Below are 19,812 nucleotides of genomic sequence, written 5' to 3' on the forward strand. Positions count from 1 at the left end.
ATTACCAGACTTACTATCTAAGGCCTATTTGTAACACGAATGAATAAAAAATCAATATGGATGCATAAATACGCGTATTCAATTTGGTGCTTTTTATTCAGATTGTACAATCCATAAGCCCTTATTGATCAGTGTAGACAAGTTGTGAATAAATTGTGAACTGTTTTTGAAATTATTTTTCGATTTTGGTCGCCAAATGGTTGAATTGAGTAATAAATGCACCTCTTCTTGATCAGAAACAGGATATGCATACTCATTACTGTTGATAAATACTTTTAACAGCTGACTGTCGGGGGCTATCGCATAGCTGAGAGTATGAACACCCAGACATTTTTCAAATGCATAACCCTGCTCAATCCAATTTTGGACTTCTATTTCTGAAACATCTGTTTCAGGTTCTTCTGGTAGACACTTAGGCGCATCGGACAAGTGACAGCCCAGCCAGCTACTAAATTGCTCTGAGTGCAGCATCTGACTTATTTGCTCGCGAAATTTCTCAATTTCTTCCGGGCTAATTTCACTGCTATGGGAGCGGGTTTGAAGTTCAGGATCGGTATAGCGCTGCCCTTGATAGTCATTGTCCATCAGATAGTCGCAAAAGCTATTTAGAAGCTCTGTTTGAGTTGATGCGCGAAAGCCCACTGAATAATTCAGGCAATCTTCCAAAGCAACACCATTGTGAGGGTGACCGGGAGGAATATAAACGATATCACCAGGATACAGGACTTCATCCAGTACCGGTTCAAACTCTGTGATTTGTCTTAACTTCGGGTGTGGACTAATTTCTTGATAGTCTCCTGGCAAGCCCACTTGCCAGCGCCTGCTGCCTTTGCCCTGAATAATAAAAACATCATATTGATCCAGGTGTGGGCCGACACCTGCACCTGCAACAGAAAAACTCACCATTAAATCGTCGCGGCGCCAGCCGGGAATAAAATCAAATTCATCCAGAAGATCCTGAGCGGCACGCAGATAGTTTTCTACGCCTTGTACCAGTAGGGTCCATTGTCCCTGACATAAGGGAGTGAAGTCTTCAAAAGGACCGCAAGTATTAAGCCATTGATTTTCATTAAAAGAAATTATGCGACTGTCTACTTCCTCTTCCATAGCCAGACCAGCTAGCTCATGTTCATCCAGAATATCTGTAGTGAGGTCGAAGGCGTTGCGAATAATTGTGGGTTTCTTTTGCCAGTATTCTGTCAAAAAAGATGCGGGGGTAATTTTTAGTTGTTTCATATACGTGAGGTCGTTTTCACACCGAGTAGGGTTCTCTGAGCCAATAGACATTTTGCGGTCCCATGCCTTTAACTTCAATAGTATCGTGATAATCGAATATCAATTCGCCTTTTACCTCGTTGTATGTGGCCTCGGTTACCTGAATTTTCCCTGCTGCACCCTGGCTTTCCATTCGGGAAGCCAGATTCACCGACTCGCCCCAGAGATCATAGCTAAACTTGTGAATACCTATCACGCCCGCCACCACAGGACCACTGTTGATACCAATGCGCAAGCCCGCATTCAGATTATGTTCTCTGGTCCAGAGGATGAACTCCTCTTGCATCCTGATGGCACATTGACAAGTGGACAGTGCATGACGGTGGTAACTGGAAGGAACACCAGAAACTGCCATGTATTGATCGCCAATGGTTTTGATTTTTTCTAGTTTGAATCTCTTTGCCAGCTTATCAAAGCGGGAAAATAACTGGTTGAGCACATTAACCAGTTCGTTTGCGGGCAACTCCCGGGTTAATTGCGTGAAGCCTTCAATGTCAGCAAACAGGATAGTGACATTTTCAAAATAGTCGGCGATGGGCTTTTCCTGCTTATCCAGCCGTTGCGCGATTTGCTTGGGCAAAATGTTGAGTAGTAGGGCTTCGGTTTTGAATTGTTCTTTGCGGATGCGATACCAACTCGCTCGAAGGGAGGTATAAATAAAATAACCCACTAAAAAGCAGCTTATTGCAAAACTGAGAATATCACTTTTGGCAATGATGGCGGTGGTGAGGTTTTTATCTGTAGCAAAATGGCGAGAAACCAGTGCTGATTCCCAAAACATAAACGCCAGTAAAAACCACAACATCATGTAAATGATTTCTCGTGGTTTAAGGTCGAAATGCAGAAAAGGTATAGCAAACAAGGCGATTAAGAAAAAGTAATGGATGGGCGTTTCAAAGCCATAGTTAAATGAAGTTAAACCGATGTAACTGGAATAAATTAAGATGAGTACCAGCCTTGCCGTGCAATAGCGATTGGCTCTGTTTAGCTGGGGCACTAGTGAAAATAAAGCTATGTGAATTAAAATAAGCACAACTTGATTAAAGGATTCAGCACTGGCAAAAAACACATGCATCGGAAGCTGCAAGATCAGCATGGCGCTGGCCACTAGGGTTAATATGTTGGATATACGAATAGACTGGTATTGTTCCGCTTGAAACGGCTTAACACCGGAAAAAATGAGTTGCCGAAATAGATGATTAAACACGTCGTTCCATCGAAAGTGATTGATGGCTGCAGTGTATTGTGAATGGTAAGAATGGAGTGTTAAAAATCGGGACTAAAAGTGTCAGTTTTGGGACTGACACTTTTAGTGAATGCTGTTCACCAAGCCTTACTGCTCGGTTAATTAGCCTATCAGCGTTGAGCCGTTAGCTCTTTAGCCATACCGATGTAGTTGGCTGGCGTCATAGCTTTTAGAGCGATTTTGGCTTCGTCAGGAAGCGCCAGACCATCGATAAACTCAGCAATGATCTGTTGGTTCACCTTCTTACCGCGAGTCAGCTCTTTCAGTTTTTCATAGGGCTTTTCGATTCCGTAACGGCGCATTACCGTTTGAATTGGCTCGGCCAACAATTCCCAGTTGTCATTCAGTTCATCTAACAAGCTCTGCTCGTTAACTTGTAACTTGCTGATACCTTTTAATGTGGCTTGATAGGCGATAAGGGCGTAGCCCACACCCACACCCAAGTTGCGCAATACCGTAGAGTCAGTCAGGTCTCGTTGCCAGCGGCTCACTGGTAGTTTAGTCGCCAAGTGGGCGAATACCGCATTGGCCAGACCCAGGTTACCTTCCGAGTTTTCAAAATCGATAGGGTTAACTTTATGAGGCATGGTAGAAGAGCCGATTTCGCCAGCAATGGTTTTTTGCTTGAAATGACCCAGCGCAATGTAACCCCAGACATCTCTGTCAAAATCCAGAATGATGGTATTGAAGCGCGCAATGGCATCAAACAGCTCGGCGATATAATCGTGTGGCTCAATTTGGGTGGTGTAAGGATTCCAGGTAACTCCTAAGCTGGTGACAAACTTTTCAGAGAAGTCATGCCAGTCGATATCCGGGTAGGCTGACAAGTGAGCATTGTAGTTACCTACAGCACCGTTAATTTTGCCCAGCAGTTCAACTGCTTCAATTTGTTTCACCTGTCTGGCCAAACGGGCCTTTACGTTTGCCATCTCTTTACCCATGGTGGTGGGCGAAGCGGGTTGACCGTGAGTTCTGGCCATCATAGGCACATTCAGGTATTCGCCAGCCAGATCATCAATGGCTGAAACCAACTTGTTGCACCAGGGCAGAATCACTTCGTCGCGAGCGGCGCGAAGCATCAGGGCGTGCGACAGGTTATTGATGTCTTCTGAAGTACAAGCAAAGTGAATGAATTCATTGACGCTATTCAGCGCATCATTGCTCTGTACTTTCTCTTTTAAGAAGTACTCTACCGCTTTTACATCGTGGTTAGTGGTGCGCTCAATGTCTTTAATGCGCTGCGCATCATCCTCATTAAAGTCTGCAACGATACTATCCAGTAGGCTATTCGCCGCGTCATCAAACTGAGGAACCTCAACAATGGCAGGATGATTCGATAATGCCTGAAGCCAGCGAACTTCCACTTCCACACGATACTTCAAAAGACCGTATTCACTGAAGATTGAGCGTAGTTCTGTGGTTTTATTACCATATCGACCATCAACAGGTGAGATGGCAGTTAAAGCAGACAGTTCCATTAAGGTGTCCCCGTTTTAAAAAGTTTGATTGATAGTTTTAAGTGTATTTTCTGCAGAATTCAGAATTTTGTTGCGCTGAAAGATAATGTTTCGGCGCTTTCCACCCAGCTGTCGCCACAGCACCGCTGAGCGAATGCCCGCCAGCAACAGCGCTCTGACTTTGTCTTGCACCGATTGCTGCTTCAGTGCAGCTGGATCGCCAGCCACCTGGATTTTATGAGTGAGTGGACTGATGTTATCTTTGTAAATGCTGGCCAGGTTTGACACCATCTGACCTTCAAATAACGACATCATGCTGGTCTGACGCTTGATATTGTCGATGCGTTGGCCAATCTCAGCTAGCTTACCATCACTGCCGCTTAACTTGCGTTCCAGAGTCAGCAAGCTTGCTACGTAGCGTGTTATTTCTTGATCTTTACCGGCTTTGTCGCTCAGCTGTGACACCATAACTTCAAACCCGAATTTCAGATTCTTCAACGCGCCATAGACATCCAGTGTTGAATCCGGGTCCGTTTTTACGATTGAGCTTAGTGTCGCTTCATAAGCGTCGTCGGAGTAGGGCTTACCTCGGGCAATAGCTTTTACCAGATACGCGGCCTGGCAAACGCCAGCCAATGCCAATTGGGCTTCGTCAAATCTATTCATTAACGTATATAGCTCTCGATAATACCGCCGCCTAAACAAACTTCATTGGCGTAGAATACCGCTGATTGACCTGGGGTGACGGCTTTTTGTGGTTGGTCAAAAATGACCTGACACTGGCCATTTTCCGCCATGCTGATTTGGCAATCAATATCCTGTTGGCGATAACGGGTTTTAACTGTGCAACGAAGTGTTTCACCTGGTGCTACAGGTGCTTTACGCGCTACCCAGTCCAGTTGCTTGGCAATTAAACCGTCAGAAAACAGGCGAGGGTGGTTGGCGCCCTGACCAACGATAAGAATGTTGTTGGCCACGTCTTTATCCACCACATACCAAGGCTCGTCACCGTGATTTTTAGTGCCGCCAATGTGCAAGCCTTTGCGTTGGCCCAAGGTGTGATACATCAAGCCGTCGTGCTCGCCAATATCTTCGCCTTCGGCGGTTTTAATAACCCCCGGTTGCGCCGGCAAAAACTTGCTCAAAAAGTCTTTGAATTTACGCTCACCGATAAAACAAATACCGGTGCTGTCTTTTTTGTCGTGGGTGATCAATCCTTGCTCTTTGGCAATCTCGCGTACCACTGACTTTTCAATATGTCCGATGGGGAATAGAGTTTGTGCCACGTGATCACTGCCCAAAGTGTAGAGAAAGTAGCTTTGGTCTTTATTGTCGTCCAGGCCTCGCAGCATCTGCCAGCCATCATCCGCTTTACGACGTTGCACATAGTGGCCGGTGGCGATGTAATCGGCACCCAGCTCTTCGGCAGCAAATTCAAGGAAGGCCTTAAATTTGATTTCCTTGTTACACATAATATCGGGATTCGGAGTGCGGCCCGCTTTGTATTCCGCCAGGAAATACTCAAATACATTGTCCCAATATTCGGCGGCAAAGTTGATGGTGTGTAGTTCAATGCCTAGTCTATCCGCTACCTGCTGCGCATCTTGCAGGTCTTCTGCGGCGGCACAATATTCGTCGTTGTCGTCTTCTTCCCAGTTTTTCATAAACAAACCTTCCACCTGGAAGCCTTGTTCTTTCAATAAATAAGCGGAAACAGAAGAATCCACACCACCAGACATACCCACAATAACTTTGGTTTGTTCTGGGGTGATTTCTTCACCATATTGGCTGATTGCCTTGGGATCAAAATTCGACATCACGACTTGGTTTGTACCTCAATAAATTCGGGCCTTGTAGAATGGGGCGCGATTCTATCAAATTAAAGAGGGAGATTCATTCCAAAAGCGTCTAAAACAGAACAAAATTTTGAATCAGATTAGTTGTGCATCTGGCGTGCATTTTTGTATGGAATGGAGATGAAAAAAAGTTTACCCTTGTCCAGCTTAAAATCAGTGTAATGTGAAGTAATTACACTAATGCTTTTAGTATTAATACCTTTTCTGGTTTCCCTCTAGAACCCGGAAAACAAGGATGTTTACATGAAAAAACTACTATCCGGTATCCTGCTGCTGTGCCTTTTACAAGCCTGTAATTCGAATGAGCCTGAAGCACAGAATCCACTGATTTTTTCCGAAACTAATCCCAGCATATTTATTGATAATATTGGATTTGTTAATGATGTTTCTGGTGGTTCTGGCTCAGGCGCATTGAGTTGGTCGTCTTCTGATACTGATATCGCTACTGTGGATAGCATGAGTGGGGTGGTTACACCAAAAGACAACGGCTCTGTTGTCATTACTGTAACCAAAGAGGCTGATGAGAATTTTTTGCCGGTAACTGCATCATATCAATTAACAATCGAAAAATATCAGCGGGAGGCGATTGCTTTTCGCGTTGCAGAATTGCTGCTACCTGTAACAGGGCCTACAGTTGAAAACCCAATACTGGGAATACCAGAGGATGGTCTGGATACCTTAAATGTCGAATTCAGCTCTAGTGATACAGAGGTTGCTGAGGTTGGTGTTGAGAGCGGTGAAGTCACCATCGTCTCAAAAGGTGATACCGTCATTTCTGCTTTCATTCCAGAGAGTCATTTATTTTACCAAACAACAATCAGTTATGACTTATCAGTTAGAGCATTCATTGAGAATGTTCAGGTGGATATGAGTCAGGATTGGGTAAGAGTTAATTGGGAAACCATTGATACGCCAGTAGCCTTAATCCTTGCAAACAGCGCAAATTGCAGCCAGGCTGCCATAACAACCTGTGTCAACGCCGTTTCTACGTCCCTAAATGCTGACTCTCCTCAATCTTTGAGTTTTTCGAATTATGATATAGATGCGGAGCTATTCATCACCATAGAAACCGACAGCTATAGCTCAACTGCGATGTTGGTGGAAAAACAAGAACCCCCCTTTAAACAGCGAAAAGGCGGAAGGTTTGTTAACTTTAACAATGAACTCTTATTCATAGGCGGCTTTCAAGACGACACGCATTTGACAGATGGACTTGGCTTTCAATGGTTTAATGATGTGTGGTCCAGCGCCGATGGCGTCAACTGGACATTAAAGACTGCCAACGCTGCTTTTACACCAAGAAGTAATTTCCAATTAGTCGCATATCAAGGGCACTTGTACCTGATAGGGGGTGAGGAAGGTTTTGGTAACGGAGGTGGGTTTTATTACAAAGCGGATGTCTGGCGCTCCTCTGATGGCATCAATTGGGAATTACTCAATGGTTTCGCGCCTTTTTATGGTGGAACTACAGGGGAAGCTATTGTCTTTAATGACAAGATATTTGTTATAGGAGGTGGCGCTTTTTACCGCTCAGCTATCTTGTACAGTAGCACTGATGGCGTTAGTTGGACTATTGAAAATGATTCGCCGCCTTTTGACAATATTGAGGAGCATGAGTTATTTGTTTGGAATGAAAAACTCTTTTTGATTGGCGGCTTCAGCTCTCCTGGCAGCGACAACCCCAATAAAAGCATTTACTCTACTGCTGACGGAAAATCATGGCAGAAAGAGGGACAATTGCCGGAAAACCTCACCTTTTTAAAAACGACAGTAGTGCCATATGGCGACGAATTACTGATGATTGGTGGTGTCAGAGCGATTCTTTGGGGCGCTCACAACAGCGTCTATCGCTCAACTGATGGGGTTGATTGGTCACTGGTAACTTCAGACGCCATTGTCGATCTTGGGTACGACCATGAGGTGTTCAAACTCAACGATAAGTTATCCATCTATGCTTTTGAGGAACAGACACTACCTTGGTTTTCTGACGATGGTGCGCAGTGGTATTTAAACAGTCACTTAAGCATTACTTGGCAGCTAAAATAGCAGAAAGTCGGTACCTTAGCCGCAGGCTCTACTTCATCAGGCGTACAGGGCATCTAAATGATGTTCCTGTCTAATTTTGTCTGAACCAGAAATTGCGCAGAACAAATTATAGGTGTTAAGGCCAGTGCCTTTCAATAGCGGCCTGGGCCTGTGCTAATTCGATCCCAGTATATTTGTGATAAAGTTTGATAGCTTTTTTCTTATCCTCTTTGGCAATTGCGTCTGCAAAATTTTCAGGAAGTGCGTCCAGTAGCTCTTTTTTGAAATCAAAATCGATACCCAAATGCTGAATAATGGCTCGAAGCATGAATTGCATCTCCAATAGATCTTGGCCCTTCTCATGGCTTTTATTGAAAAACATGATTTTCGTCCTCTCGTCGGTCAATTTTCGTGTTGAAACTTTATCAGCCAATAAACAACATTAGTAGACGGTTGGAGTGACCTCAATTAATGATGCCTTGCTCGCTTTTATCATCCCTCACAAGGATAAAACACGATTTAAATTGGCGATTTTTATCTGCTGGTAGTTTGCTTGATTGACACTAAGTGCCACATCAAGCACTGAATCATCGCCCTCCAATAGCTGACCTTGCTTGTCTACAGTTCTGGAAATGGGTATGCGATAGGAAACCAATAATACGCCTTTATCTTTCGGCACGGCTTGGTCTTCGCCAAGTGTGATTTGATTAATTTTTCCTTGATCAGACAAAAAGAGATAACCATGTAGCCGCGCATAAGCGCCGTCTGTGGCGGGTGGTTGGCCGTATACCTTAGCGCCAGCGTATTGCTTCAATCTCCAGACGAAATCGTCGCAAGAGCTAACACAATTTTGATCGGTTATTAGTTTCAATTGGGAATAGGAGATCGGATACTGTGCCGACTTAATTAGTGCTATTTTACACATGTCGGAGGCGCGACAAAAATCCCCTCTGGCAGGCAAGAAGTTCAGAGCATTTTCCTCACTTAAAGTTAAACTTTTATACCAATTTTCCGCTTTTTTACTGTAATAAAATGCATTTTCTCTGATGTCAGGAATCTGCAAATATTGGAGGTTTTTATATTGAACTCTATTGTCGTAAAAACCGCTTTTGGTTAACGCTGCGAGCCACGGCGTAACTTCACTGCCTCCGCCGTTGCCTTGCAGGTCTATCACCAGTTCTTTTAGAGGCTCCTCATTGAGTAATGATTTTATCTGATTAATATCACTGCACATCCCTTCACTATGAGGATTTACGCAGTAGATATCAGAGTAGGCTGCCCCCCATTTGCCAAAACGTTGGATTTTAATCACATTTTTTTCAGGTAAGACAAAGAGACAAACCTGCTGGCTTTCATAACTCAAGTATTTGTTTAATTGCGGATAGGTGTTTGAGCAGTCGTTGAAGTTTTGTTTTGAGGGAATAGCTGAGTTGATTTGCATTGCGATTGCTTGACTACCATCAGTAAACTTTATTGCAATTTTTTCCCTGTATTCCTCGAAGAAATAACCAACACCGACATAACGCACGAATCTGGCAAGGCAGCCTTGTTTGTGAGCATCGTTACAATAAAAATTATAAAATTGGTCAAATAAATCTTGGACTGCAAAGCCTGCAATAGATTGGACACTTTTCTTTGAATCAACAGCGAAAAAGTCTACCTCTGGCCACGTGTAACCCATTTTGTACTTTGGCCATCGATTCTTTTTGGTTACATGAGTGCTGATAGCGTCCTGCACTAATACAAATGAGTGACGGTTGATAATGCCAAAGTGCACATGGCTCAAAGCCTGGTAAAATTCATTCCAATTTTTTGCTTTTACAATGTTTTGTGAGCTTGCTGTTCGGAACGTTGCCCAATCTACGTCGCGGGTTTTATTTCTCACTTCATAAGTCATGGCATCAATTTCTTCAATACCGTCAAACAGTTTTTGGGCTATCTCTTGTCGAAGAGATTCATTTGGGAATTCCATGCTGAGTTCAGCTTGAGCATTTATTGCTAAACATACAAACAAAGTTAGCATCAGCCTTATCATTCCATGGATTTCCTTTTTTGGTTTGGGGTGATGTGAATCTTTTATCCCTTAAATCCTAAACCATTATTTCATGGAATATTATCAGCGCAGGCCAGGTACATTGCAGCCTTTATAGCAATATCAGATTTGGGGATTGGTACCGATATACCGGATGAACCAATGGGGGTAACGGTAATTTGATTAGTATTATTGCTCATTAACGCATCGAGAATTTGTGTGACTTCGTCGGCTTTGAGTAGGGTTGAAGTCCACGGGGGAGCTGTATTGAACGGACTAATTGGCTTACCGTTAAAGCTTACATCGACAAAATGTTCGCTATCTGATTTTGAGTTTCTGTTCCTGAATCTGACAGTTATATTTAAAAGGTGGGTTTTGGTCGGGATTCCGATATGGTCTGGTGCGTTGTGATAATCAGACTCGGAACCCCAAAAACCAAACTGAAAACTAATCGAAACATTATCAGTCTCGTTAAACTCAGTGGTTATATCGTTGCCAAGCCAACAAAGACTTTCTCTGTCGTTGTAGTAGGAATCCCAGGTGTTCTCGTCGCTAATGGTTCTCCCAACTCCTGAACTGAATGCAAACCCTGAATAAACAGTGACGAAGAGCATTACTAGCTTGCTTACAGACATACACAGACCATATCTATATTTGGTAAGAAAAAGTTACATCAGGAACGATTATATGTCCATATACATTCACGCCATCCATGGTGATTAAACAATACCTACAAAGAAACTTCCTGATATTTGCCATTCTCAATCCCATCAATGGTCCAGTTACCAACGCGATAGCGGATCAGGCGCAAGGTGGGGGAGCCCACATGAGCCGTCATGCGGCGTACCTGTCGGTTGCGACCTTCGGTAATGGTAATGCTCAACCAGCTGGTAGGTATGGATTGTCGCTCTCTGATGGGCGGATTGCGTGGCCAGATGTCTGGCTCATCCATTAACATCACTTTGGCTGGTGCGGTCATTCCATCTTTTAATTCCACGCCGTCGCATAACGCTTTTATACTTCCCTCATCGGGAATGCCTTCCACTTGTGCCCAGTAGGTTTTCGAGGTTTTGTGTTTTGGGGAGGCTAGTTTATTTTGCAGCTTGCCATTATTGGTGAGCACCAACAGGCCCTCACTGTCTCTGTCTAATCTTCCGGCGGCATACACATCAGGCACCGGGATATAGTCCTTCAATGTTTGGCGGTTGTCACCGTCAGTAAATTGCGACAACACATCAAAAGGTTTATTGAACAAAATAACGCGGGTTTGCTCCGGTGTTTTGGATTTTTTGTTGATGGCGGATTTGTGACGAGTGGGTTTGTGGCGTTTCATCTGCTGGCAAATTAATAAAAATTTAAGTTTTCCGCTTAATTATAGGGCTTACGCGGTTGTAATTACACAATTTAGCCGTATATCATCTTGCACGACATTCAGAGTGGGTTGACCTTTGCGGTAATGAGCAGCAAAAGTCAGCAGACTTTGAGGCATAAACCACGAGATAAACTGGCCTTCTGGCTAATTTCATCTATGTTTATGTTCTGGATTTTCCCTGATCGTATTTTTGTCAGTTGAGTTAAGTTTTTAACTGAACTGCGTTCGACTAATTTTCGGTTTTTACCGACAGTATCGAGGTTTAACATGGCATCTAAGTCAAAGATTATCTATACCAAAACGGACGAGGCCCCCGCGCTCGCCACTTATTCTCTGCTTCCCATAATTCGTTCTTTCGCTGGTGCGGCAGATATCGATGTGGAGTTGAGTGACATTTCATTGGCGGGTCGCATATTGGCTAACTTCCCTGATTACCTGTCTGAAGAGCAACGTGTACCCGATGCGTTGGCTGAACTGGGTGATCTGACTCAAGAGCCAGATACCAACATCATTAAATTGCCAAATATCAGTGCTTCAATCCCGCAATTACGCGCAGCCATCAAAGAGTTGAACGAAAAGGGCTATGCCGTTCCGGAATTCCCGGAAGAGCCAAAAGACGAAAAAGAAGCTGACATCAAAGCGCGTTACTCAAAAGTATTGGGCTCAGCGGTAAACCCGGTATTGCGTGAAGGTAACTCTGACCGCCGCGCGCCTAAAGCGGTTAAAAACTATGCCCGCAAGCATCCGCATTCCATGGGTGCATGGAGTCAGGCTTCTCGCTCTCACGTTGCCCACATGCGTGGCGGTGATTTTTACTCCAGTGAAAAATCCACCACCATTCAAAAAGAAGGCCACGTGCGCATTGAGTTCACCGACAAAAACGGTGAAGTAACCGTATTAAAACCGCGTATCGACCTTGAAAAAGGTGAAGTAATCGACGGTATGTTTATGAGCAAAAACGCACTGTGCAAATTCTTCGAAGAGCAAATCGAAGACGCACGTGAAACTGGCGTATTGTTCTCCTTGCACGTAAAAGCCACCATGATGAAGGTGTCTCACCCCATCGTATTCGGCCACTGTGTAAAAGTATTCTACAAAGACTTGTTCGAAAAACACGGTAAACTGTTTGAAGAGCTTGGCGTGAATCCAAACAACGGTTTGGGCAGCGTTTACGATAAGATTGCAGGATTGCCTGAATCTCAGCGTTCAGAAATTCAGGCTGATATCAACGCCTGTTACCGCACCCGTCCTGCCATGGCGATGGTAAATTCAGACAAGGGTATTTCCAACCTGCACGTACCAAGTGACGTTATCGTTGATGCTTCTATGCCTGCCATGATCCGTAACTCTGGCCAAATGTGGGGACCAGACGGACAAGCGGCTGATACCAAAGCAGTAATTCCAGAAAGTACTTATGCAACTATTTATCAGGAAGTGATTAACTTCTGTAAAACCCACGGTGCTTTCGATCCTACCACTATGGGTAGCGTACCAAACGTAGGTTTGATGGCGAAAAAAGCTGAAGAGTACGGTTCGCACGACAAGACTTTTGAAATGTTTGCCGATGGTACTATGCGTATTATCGATCAAGACGACAACGTTCTGATCGAGCATGAAGTGGAAGAAGGCGATATCTGGCGTATGTGCCAGACTAAAGATGAGCCAATTCGCGATTGGGTGAAACTGGCTGTAACCCGCTCTCGCCAGTCTGATACACCAGCAATCTTCTGGTTAGATGACGAACGCGCTCACGATTCTCAACTTATCCTGAAAGTGAATGAGTACCTGAAAGACCACGACATCGAAGGTCTGGATATTACCATTCGCTCTCCTGTTCGCGCCATTCGTTACAGCATGGAGCGCGCTATTCGCGGTCTGGATACCATTTCTGTAACCGGTAACGTACTGCGTGATTACCTGACGGATTTGTTCCCGATTCTTGAGCTGGGTACCAGTGCCAAGATGTTGTCTATCGTACCTCTGATGGCCGGCGGTGGTCTGTTTGAAACGGGCGCGGGTGGTTCTGCACCTAAGCATATTCAGCAGTTTATCGAGGAAGGTCACTTGCGTTGGGATTCTTTAGGTGAATTCCTGGCACTAGCTGTATCGTTGGAAGACCTGGCCATCAAGAATGACAACAAAAAGGCGCAATTGCTGGCAAATGCCCTTGACGCCGCAACTGAGAAGTTGTTGAACAATGGCAAGTCTCCACTGCGCAAAGCGGGTCAGCTGGACAACCGTGGCAGCCACTTCTACCTGGCCAAATACTGGGCTGAAGAGCTGGCAGCGCAAAGTGACGATGCTGAATTAGCGGGTAAGTTTGCTCCATTGGCAAAGGTATTGGCTGAAAGCGAAGATAAAATCGTTGCAGAAATCGATGCCACTCAGTCTAAAGAAACCGACATTGGCGGTTACTATATGATGGACGACGCAAAAACCTCGAAAGCAATGTGCCCAAGCGACACATTGAACCAAGCGTTAGCGGCTTATCAGTAAGCGCAACCTCAAATAAAAACAAAGCCCGGTGAACTATAAGTTCACCGGGCTTTTTTTATTCTGAGATAATTGGCTTGTTAAGCTTAATGAGTAGCACAAACACAAAAAGCGAATACTGTGATTCGCTTAGTGACTTAACTTGTTTAAGCGATGTTATCTTTCGGCTTCTAGCTCGAAGGTGATGTTCTCAGCATGAAGGCCTTTGGGACCATTCTCTACTTCGAAATTCACTTCTTGTCCGGCTTTGAGTGTGCGATAACCGTCCATCTGAATGGTGGAGTAGTGTGCAAAAATATCTTCGCCGCCACCGTCTGGTACGATGAAACCAAAACCTTTTGCATTATTGAACCATTTAACTTTACCAACAGCCATACTTCTGATTCCTAAGTTTTCCTTGAACTGAACTTTTATTGCCCCCACTATCTATTATGTGATGTGGGATGTTTTTATTATTTGTAACAAACTGTAGATTTTTTGACCTGAGTGTGTCAAGCCCAAATTCACATTAAATTAATCCAAACGTTAAACCTATTCGATTGTTAGAGTCTATTCTATAGTTATGAGTAAGCAGGACATTATTAATTCAGGTCACGAGAAACAACTGGAAGCGGTGAAAAAGAAGGTTCAGCCGCCCCCGATGTTTAAGGTGATGCTGAACAACGATGATTACACACCGATGGACTTTGTGGTGGAAGTCCTGATGCAATTTTTTAATCTGGATGCTGAAAAAGCTAATCAGATTATGTTGACCGTGCACTACAGAGGTAAAGCAGTGTGCGGAATTTACACCGCTGATGTCGCCGAAACTAAAGTGATGCAAGTCAATCAGTATGCGCGTAAGCACCAGCACCCATTGCTATGTTCAATGGAACAGGCGTAGTTGTATAAGGGGAATGTATGTTAAATAAAGATCTAGAACGAACCCTGAATGAAGCGTTTATCTTTGCCAGAGAGCATAAACACGAGTTTATGACGGTAGAGCACTTGCTACTGGCACTGCTGGATAACCCTTCAGCGAAAGAGGCTCTCAATGCCTGTGGCGCCGACATTGAAGCTATTCGAGCTGAACTCACTACCTTTGTAAAAGAAACCACGCCTATTATTCTCGATGAGGAAGGTGTTGAGAGAGAAACTCAGCCCACACTGGGTTTCCAAAGAGTTTTACAGCGGGCCGTTTTTCACGTGCAATCTTCCGGTAAAGAAGAAGTCACAGGGGCCAATGTTCTGGTGGCGATATTCAGCGAGCAAGAATCCCAGGCGGTGTATATCCTGAAAAAAGCCGATGTCACCCGCCTTGATGTGGTTAACTTTATTTCTCATGGCATTAGCCGCAACGAAGATGAAGCAAGTAATAATGAATCTGAAGACGGAGAAGAAGGCGGCGAAGGCGAAGAAAGCCAATCGCTGCTGTCTAAATACTCTACTAACCTGAACGCCTTGGCCAAAGATGGCAAAATTGACCCGCTTATTGGTCGCGATGATGAAGTGGAACGAACGATTCAGGTATTGTGCCGTCGCCGTAAAAATAATCCGCTGTTAGTAGGTGAGGCCGGGGTAGGTAAAACGGCTATCGCTGAAGGTTTGGCCTTCAGGATCGTTGAGGAAAACGTGCCGGATGTCATTGCTTCTGCCACCATCTATTCGTTGGATTTAGGCGGCTTGTTAGCCGGTACCAAATACCGTGGTGATTTCGAAAAGCGCCTGAAAGGCATTTTGAAAGAACTGCAGCAAGACCCTGATGCCATCCTGTTTATTGATGAAATCCATACCATTATCGGTGCCGGTGCGGCTTCCGGTGGTGTCATGGATGCCTCTAACTTGTTAAAGCCTAAACTGTCCAGTGGTGAACTACGCTGTGTAGGTTCCACTACGTATCAGGAATACCAAGGTATTTTCGAAAAAGACCGAGCCCTTGCCCGTCGTTTCCAGAAAATCGATATTACTGAACCTAGCGTCTCTGATACCACCAAGATTTTGATGGGGTTAAAATCTCGGTACGAGAAGCACCATAGTATTCGCTACACCAACAAAGCCTTGCAGGCGGCTGCGGAGCTATCTGCGAAGTACATCAATGAGCGTCATTTGCCAGATAAGGCCATAGACGTCATCGATGAGGCCGGAGCCAGTCAGCGCCTGTTACCCGCCTCAAGGCGCAAGAAGACCATCGGTGTGCCAGATATCGAGCATATCATATCCAAGATCGCTCGCATCCCTGAGAAGTCCGTATCGGCTTCTGACAAGGATGTACTCAAAAACTTGGGTCGCAACCTTAAGATGGTGGTGTTTGGTCAGGACAAAGCCATAGATACCCTTACAGACGCCATACGCTTATCACGCAGTGGCTTGGGTAATGAGAAAAAACCCATTGGTTGTTTCTTGTTTGCCGGTCCCACCGGGGTGGGTAAAACCGAAGTGACTCAGCAATTGAGCAATGTTATGGGGGTTGAGCTGGTGCGCTTTGATATGTCGGAATACATGGAGCGTCACGCGGTAAGTCGATTGATTGGTGCACCTCCGGGTTACGTTGGCTTTGATCAAGGTGGTTTGTTAACCGACGCCGTGATCAAAAACCCTTATTCAGTGGTACTGTTGGATGAAATTGAAAAAGCCCACAGCGACATCTACAACATTCTGTTGCAGGTAATGGATCATGGTACGTTAACCGACAATAACGGCCGTAAGGTGGATTTCCGTAACGTGGTATTGGTAATGACTACCAACGCTGGTGTACAGGAGACTACACGCAAGTCTATCGGCTTCCAGCAGCAAGATCACAGCCACGACGCCATGTCGGAAATCAATCGTACTTTCTCGCCTGAATTCCGCAATCGTCTGGATGCGACTGTATGGTTTAATCACCTGGATGAAGAAGTCATCCTGCAAGTTGTCGACAAATTTATTGTTGAACTACAAGCGCAGTTGGATTCCAAAGGCGTTTCCCTGGAAGTGTCGCAGGCTGCTCGCAAGTGGTTGGCGGATAAAGGCTACGATAAAGCGATGGGTGCCAGACCTATGGCCCGTGTAATGCAGGAAGATGTCAAGAAACAGCTTGCCAACGAGCTATTGTTCGGTGACTTAGTGGATGGTGGTGTTGCCAAAATTGGCATCAAAGCCGATAAGCTCAACTTTACTTACGAGAAAGTGAAAAAGAACAGTAAAGCCGAGCACTAATTGGCATAGGTTCTTAGATAATAAAAAAGGTGCGTTACGCACCTTTCTTATTGCCCTTGTTTCAGGGCAAAATCTTGTCAGGGAAAAGCCCTGTAATAACGAAGATTATCTGGCGCGGTAGATGATGCGGCCTTTTGTCAAATCATAAGGCGTCATTTCAACAGTAACCTTGTCACCCGTTAAGATACGGATGTAGTTTTTACGCATCTTGCCAGAGATGTGTGCTGTCACAACGTGACCATTTTCAAGTTCTACACGGAACATAGTGTTGGGAAGGGTTTCCAGAATGGTACCTTCCATTTCGATACAATCTTCTTTTGCCATCTATAAAAATCTAACCTCGGATAATAATACTGGTACCAATCAGTGATGCTGTGTTTATAAAGCTGTCACTTGTAACAATTTATTGGTATTACGCAAATGCGGCGTGGATTTTGCCCAAATAGTGTTCGACTGTAAAGGGCTGAGAGCAAATTATTTGCTTATTAGTTGCCATCCGTCCTTGAAATGGCGCTCATGAGGCAAAAATTTGGACTTATAGTTCATTTTCTGGCAATCATCGATTTGGTATCCCAGATACACATAAACCTTTTGCCATTGGTAGGCCCTGTCAATTTGGGTCAAAATCGCAAACGTACCCAGTGAGCGATGCGCATAGTCAGGGTGGAAAAAAGTATACAGTGCCGACAGTGCACCTTCGAACTCATCGGTAACGGCCACCATGATCAACTGACCATCTTCATAAAACTCGAAAAACAGCGGATGTGACCAACTGCTAAACAAAAATTGAAAATACTGTTCTTTGTTGGCGGGATACATGGAGCCTTCGCTGTGGCGGGTATTAATGTATTGCTCATAAAGCTGATAGTAGGCGTCTTTGTGTTCCCGGCTAATTTGTACCTGCACGTTTTTGTTGCGGGCTAACACCCGTTTCTGGCTACGGCTGGGTTTGAATTTGATCACCGGAACACGAATAGATTGACAAGCGCCACAAGCGGGGCAATTGGGACGATAAATCTGCTCGCCACTGCGACGGAAGCCATGAGCCAACATCACTTCGTATTGGGCTTTTAGATCAGGATCCTGATAGCCGGCAAACACCAATAAACGTTCTTTTTCGTCAGGCAGGTAGCTGCACTCAAAGGTGCCGGTGATGCCAAATTTCATCAGCCTACCGCAGCGAGTGCTGAATTACAGACATCCAGATCCTGTCGCCACAGTCCTTTGGGGTAGTCTCGGGCAATTTCATCTTGCAATTGGACAAGAAAATCTTTGCGGGAAATTGAAATCGCGCCTAGTGAGCTTAAATGGTCGGTTTGCATCTGGCAGTCGATAAAACGACAGCCGAAATGCTTCATGTACTGTACCAGATGATAAAACGCCAGTTTTGAGGCATTACTGCGTTTGTGGAACATGGATTCGCCACAGAACACGTTACCAATGCCAATACCATACAGGCCGCCCACCAGTTCGCGGCCTTCCCACACTTCGATTGAATGGGCAAAGCCCGCCTGGTGCAGGCGCACATAAGCTTGCTGCATGTCTTCTGTTATCCAGGTGCCCTTGTCGTCCCGAGGAATGGAAGCACACACTTTGATGACATCGGCAAAGGCCTTGTTCTTGGTCACGCGGTAAGGATGTTTTTTCAGGAATTTGCGAAAACTTTTAGATATCTGGTAGTCGTCCAGATAGAGAATGCCACGAGGGTCGGGTGACCACCAGAGCAGGGGTTCACCTTCACTAAACCAAGGGAAGATGCCATTTTCATAAGCGCGCAACAACCTTTCAACAGACAGATCGCCACCAAAGGCCAACAGACCATTGGGTTCCTCCAGCGCCAATTCTGGCGGAGGGAAGTTAACTGCGTCGTCGAGACGAAATAGCTGGATGCTCATTCTCAGTATTTTCTCGGTTTGTGACCGATGGTCAGCGATTGGTTTATTGCTATGATTTTATGCTACAAACGCGCAGGCCTCAAGAACTGAGGCCTATGATCGGCGTTCTTAATGAAGAGAATTTACAGTGTATTCAAAATGGTGTTTAAATTCTCTCCACATAAGACTTTAAGCTCTTTGTCGTTTGCCAAATTTTTATGGTTAAGACTGAGTATCGCCCTGTTTTGTAGCGCGATACTTGTTAGCGTCTCCACATTGCCAAGCTGGCAATGCACCTTAAACAAATTGATTAGCGTATTTAACCGAAGTGGGTCCACTTGATAGGCTTTTTCCAAAACGTTTAAGCTTTCTTCAAACTGATTGGTTTTAAGTAATGCATAGCCTTTGTATTCCAAGGCTTCGGCATTATCAGGCATTATTGATAATGCTTTATCATAGGCAATTATTGCCTGTTCAAAGTCTTTGTCGAACCGATGTGCAACACCTTCCTGAACATGCTTGTTGGCTTGTGCTTTAAGCTCATCTTTAGCAATTGAACGCAAAAAAGACTGGCTGACATCAGTACTGGCAATTACGTCCTGATTAAATAGACTTTTGGCAGCGCTGATGTCACCTACGACATATTCCAAAATGGCTCTATTGTGGTTTAGTTTTTCTAATGTTGGGTACGATTCTGGCACATTTTCAACACTGGCGGCATCAAGGTATAGCTGTCTTGACTGGTGATAGTCTCCTTTGGAAAAGGCGATCCAGCCAGCAGCATTGAGAGAATCTATTTTCTGAGTGGGTGAGTTGCTCTGGGCGATAGACTGTTGAATAAGCCGGGTTGCCTCTTCATAACGCTGAGCCATGTAGGCTTCTCTGGCATTTTGATAATAATAATTGAATGAACGCAGAGGTTCAGTCTCCTCGCCATCGGCCACCATTTGTTGTATTGCAAATCCTGGCAAGCTAACAATTAGCAGTATCATCAATAGTCTGAACATG

18 protein-coding genes are annotated in these 19,812 nt (G+C 44.7%); 4 read left to right on the forward strand and 14 right to left on the reverse strand.

Annotated elements, in window-relative coordinates:
- Nucleotides 1–93: 93 nt before the first annotated feature.
- From ACXAGP_RS07310 to mnmA, 5 genes are all read right to left on the reverse strand, one after another.
- Nucleotides 94–1,236, reverse strand: a complete 1,143-nt coding sequence (locus ACXAGP_RS07310; protein WP_475260493.1) for a cupin domain-containing protein — start codon at nt 1,234–1,236, stop codon at nt 94–96.
- Between the two features lie 16 nt (nt 1,237–1,252).
- Nucleotides 1,253–2,482 carry an adenylate/guanylate cyclase domain-containing protein gene (locus ACXAGP_RS07315; protein WP_475260494.1) on the reverse strand — a complete coding sequence of 410 codons (1,230 nt, stop codon included), beginning with the start codon at nt 2,480–2,482 and terminating at the stop codon, nt 1,253–1,255.
- A gap of 149 nt (nt 2,483–2,631) precedes the next feature.
- Nucleotides 2,632–3,999: an adenylosuccinate lyase gene (gene purB / locus ACXAGP_RS07320; RefSeq protein WP_475260495.1), complete on the reverse strand. Its 1,368-nt coding sequence runs from the start codon at nt 3,997–3,999 to the stop codon at nt 2,632–2,634.
- Nucleotides 4,000–4,014: 15 nt separating this feature from the next.
- The gene (gene hflD, locus ACXAGP_RS07325) at nt 4,015–4,644 is read right to left on the reverse strand and encodes a high frequency lysogenization protein HflD (protein ID WP_475260497.1); all 630 of its coding nucleotides are present in this window, start codon (nt 4,642–4,644) and stop codon (nt 4,015–4,017) included.
- Nucleotides 4,644–5,795: a tRNA 2-thiouridine(34) synthase MnmA gene (gene mnmA / locus ACXAGP_RS07330; protein ID WP_475260498.1), complete on the reverse strand. Its 1,152-nt coding sequence runs from the start codon at nt 5,793–5,795 to the stop codon at nt 4,644–4,646. Before mnmA ends, hflD begins: the two co-directional genes overlap by 1 nt.
- A 282-nt stretch (nt 5,796–6,077) precedes the next feature.
- Between mnmA and ACXAGP_RS07335 the strand changes: the two genes are divergently transcribed.
- On the forward strand, nt 6,078–7,880 hold the full coding sequence (locus ACXAGP_RS07335) for an Ig-like domain-containing protein (RefSeq protein WP_475260499.1): 1,803 nt from the start codon (nt 6,078–6,080) through the stop codon (nt 7,878–7,880).
- Nucleotides 7,881–7,995: 115 nt separating this feature from the next.
- On the opposite strand, the gene ACXAGP_RS07340 is transcribed toward ACXAGP_RS07335, so the two are convergent.
- The 4 genes from ACXAGP_RS07340 to ACXAGP_RS07355 form a co-directional block, all read right to left on the reverse strand.
- Nucleotides 7,996–8,241, reverse strand: coding sequence for a hypothetical protein (locus tag ACXAGP_RS07340; RefSeq protein WP_475260500.1), 246 nt, complete (start codon nt 8,239–8,241; stop codon nt 7,996–7,998).
- Between the two features lie 117 nt (nt 8,242–8,358).
- Nucleotides 8,359–9,831, reverse strand: coding sequence for a S41 family peptidase (locus ACXAGP_RS07345; protein ID WP_475260502.1), 1,473 nt, complete (start codon nt 9,829–9,831; stop codon nt 8,359–8,361).
- Between the two features lie 131 nt (nt 9,832–9,962).
- Nucleotides 9,963–10,526, reverse strand: coding sequence for a hypothetical protein (locus ACXAGP_RS07350; RefSeq protein WP_475260503.1), 564 nt, complete (start codon nt 10,524–10,526; stop codon nt 9,963–9,965).
- Nucleotides 10,527–10,621: 95 nt separating this feature from the next.
- Nucleotides 10,622–11,224, reverse strand: coding sequence for a pseudouridine synthase (locus ACXAGP_RS07355; protein WP_475260504.1), 603 nt, complete (start codon nt 11,222–11,224; stop codon nt 10,622–10,624).
- Between the two features lie 306 nt (nt 11,225–11,530).
- Here ACXAGP_RS07355 and ACXAGP_RS07360 point away from each other — a divergent pair, with 306 nt between their 5' ends.
- On the forward strand, nt 11,531–13,759 hold the full coding sequence (locus ACXAGP_RS07360) for an NADP-dependent isocitrate dehydrogenase (protein ID WP_475260506.1): 2,229 nt from the start codon (nt 11,531–11,533) through the stop codon (nt 13,757–13,759).
- Between the two features lie 153 nt (nt 13,760–13,912).
- Here ACXAGP_RS07360 and cspD read toward each other — a convergent pair whose 3' ends face one another.
- The gene (cspD, locus tag ACXAGP_RS07365; RefSeq protein WP_229527792.1) at nt 13,913–14,131 is read right to left on the reverse strand and encodes a cold shock domain-containing protein CspD; all 219 of its coding nucleotides are present in this window, start codon (nt 14,129–14,131) and stop codon (nt 13,913–13,915) included.
- 187 nt (nt 14,132–14,318) lie between these two features.
- Between cspD and clpS the strand changes: the two genes are divergently transcribed.
- Nucleotides 14,319–14,639 (forward strand): ATP-dependent Clp protease adapter ClpS, encoded by a 321-nt coding sequence (gene clpS, locus ACXAGP_RS07370; protein ID WP_338292196.1) that lies wholly within the window; start codon nt 14,319–14,321, stop codon nt 14,637–14,639.
- A 17-nt stretch (nt 14,640–14,656) separates the two neighbouring features.
- On the forward strand, nt 14,657–16,930 hold the full coding sequence (gene clpA, locus ACXAGP_RS07375) for an ATP-dependent Clp protease ATP-binding subunit ClpA (protein ID WP_475260507.1): 2,274 nt from the start codon (nt 14,657–14,659) through the stop codon (nt 16,928–16,930).
- Between the two features lie 105 nt (nt 16,931–17,035).
- Here the strand turns inward: clpA and infA are convergent, their stop codons facing one another.
- From infA to ACXAGP_RS07395, 4 genes are all read right to left on the reverse strand, one after another.
- Nucleotides 17,036–17,254, reverse strand: coding sequence for a translation initiation factor IF-1 (gene infA / locus ACXAGP_RS07380; RefSeq protein WP_338292198.1), 219 nt, complete (start codon nt 17,252–17,254; stop codon nt 17,036–17,038).
- Between the two features lie 150 nt (nt 17,255–17,404).
- Nucleotides 17,405–18,097, reverse strand: a complete 693-nt coding sequence (locus tag ACXAGP_RS07385) for an arginyltransferase (protein ID WP_475260509.1) — start codon at nt 18,095–18,097, stop codon at nt 17,405–17,407.
- On the reverse strand, nt 18,097–18,825 hold the full coding sequence (gene aat, locus ACXAGP_RS07390) for a leucyl/phenylalanyl-tRNA--protein transferase (protein WP_475260510.1): 729 nt from the start codon (nt 18,823–18,825) through the stop codon (nt 18,097–18,099). Before aat ends, ACXAGP_RS07385 begins: the two co-directional genes overlap by 1 nt.
- 122 nt (nt 18,826–18,947) lie before the next feature.
- Entirely contained in the window at nt 18,948–19,811 is an 864-nt protein-coding gene (locus tag ACXAGP_RS07395) for a tetratricopeptide repeat protein (protein ID WP_475260511.1), read from the reverse strand.
- Nucleotide 19,812: the final 1 nt, after the last annotated feature.

This window comes from Planctobacterium sp. AWM4_229, assembly GCF_056160305.1.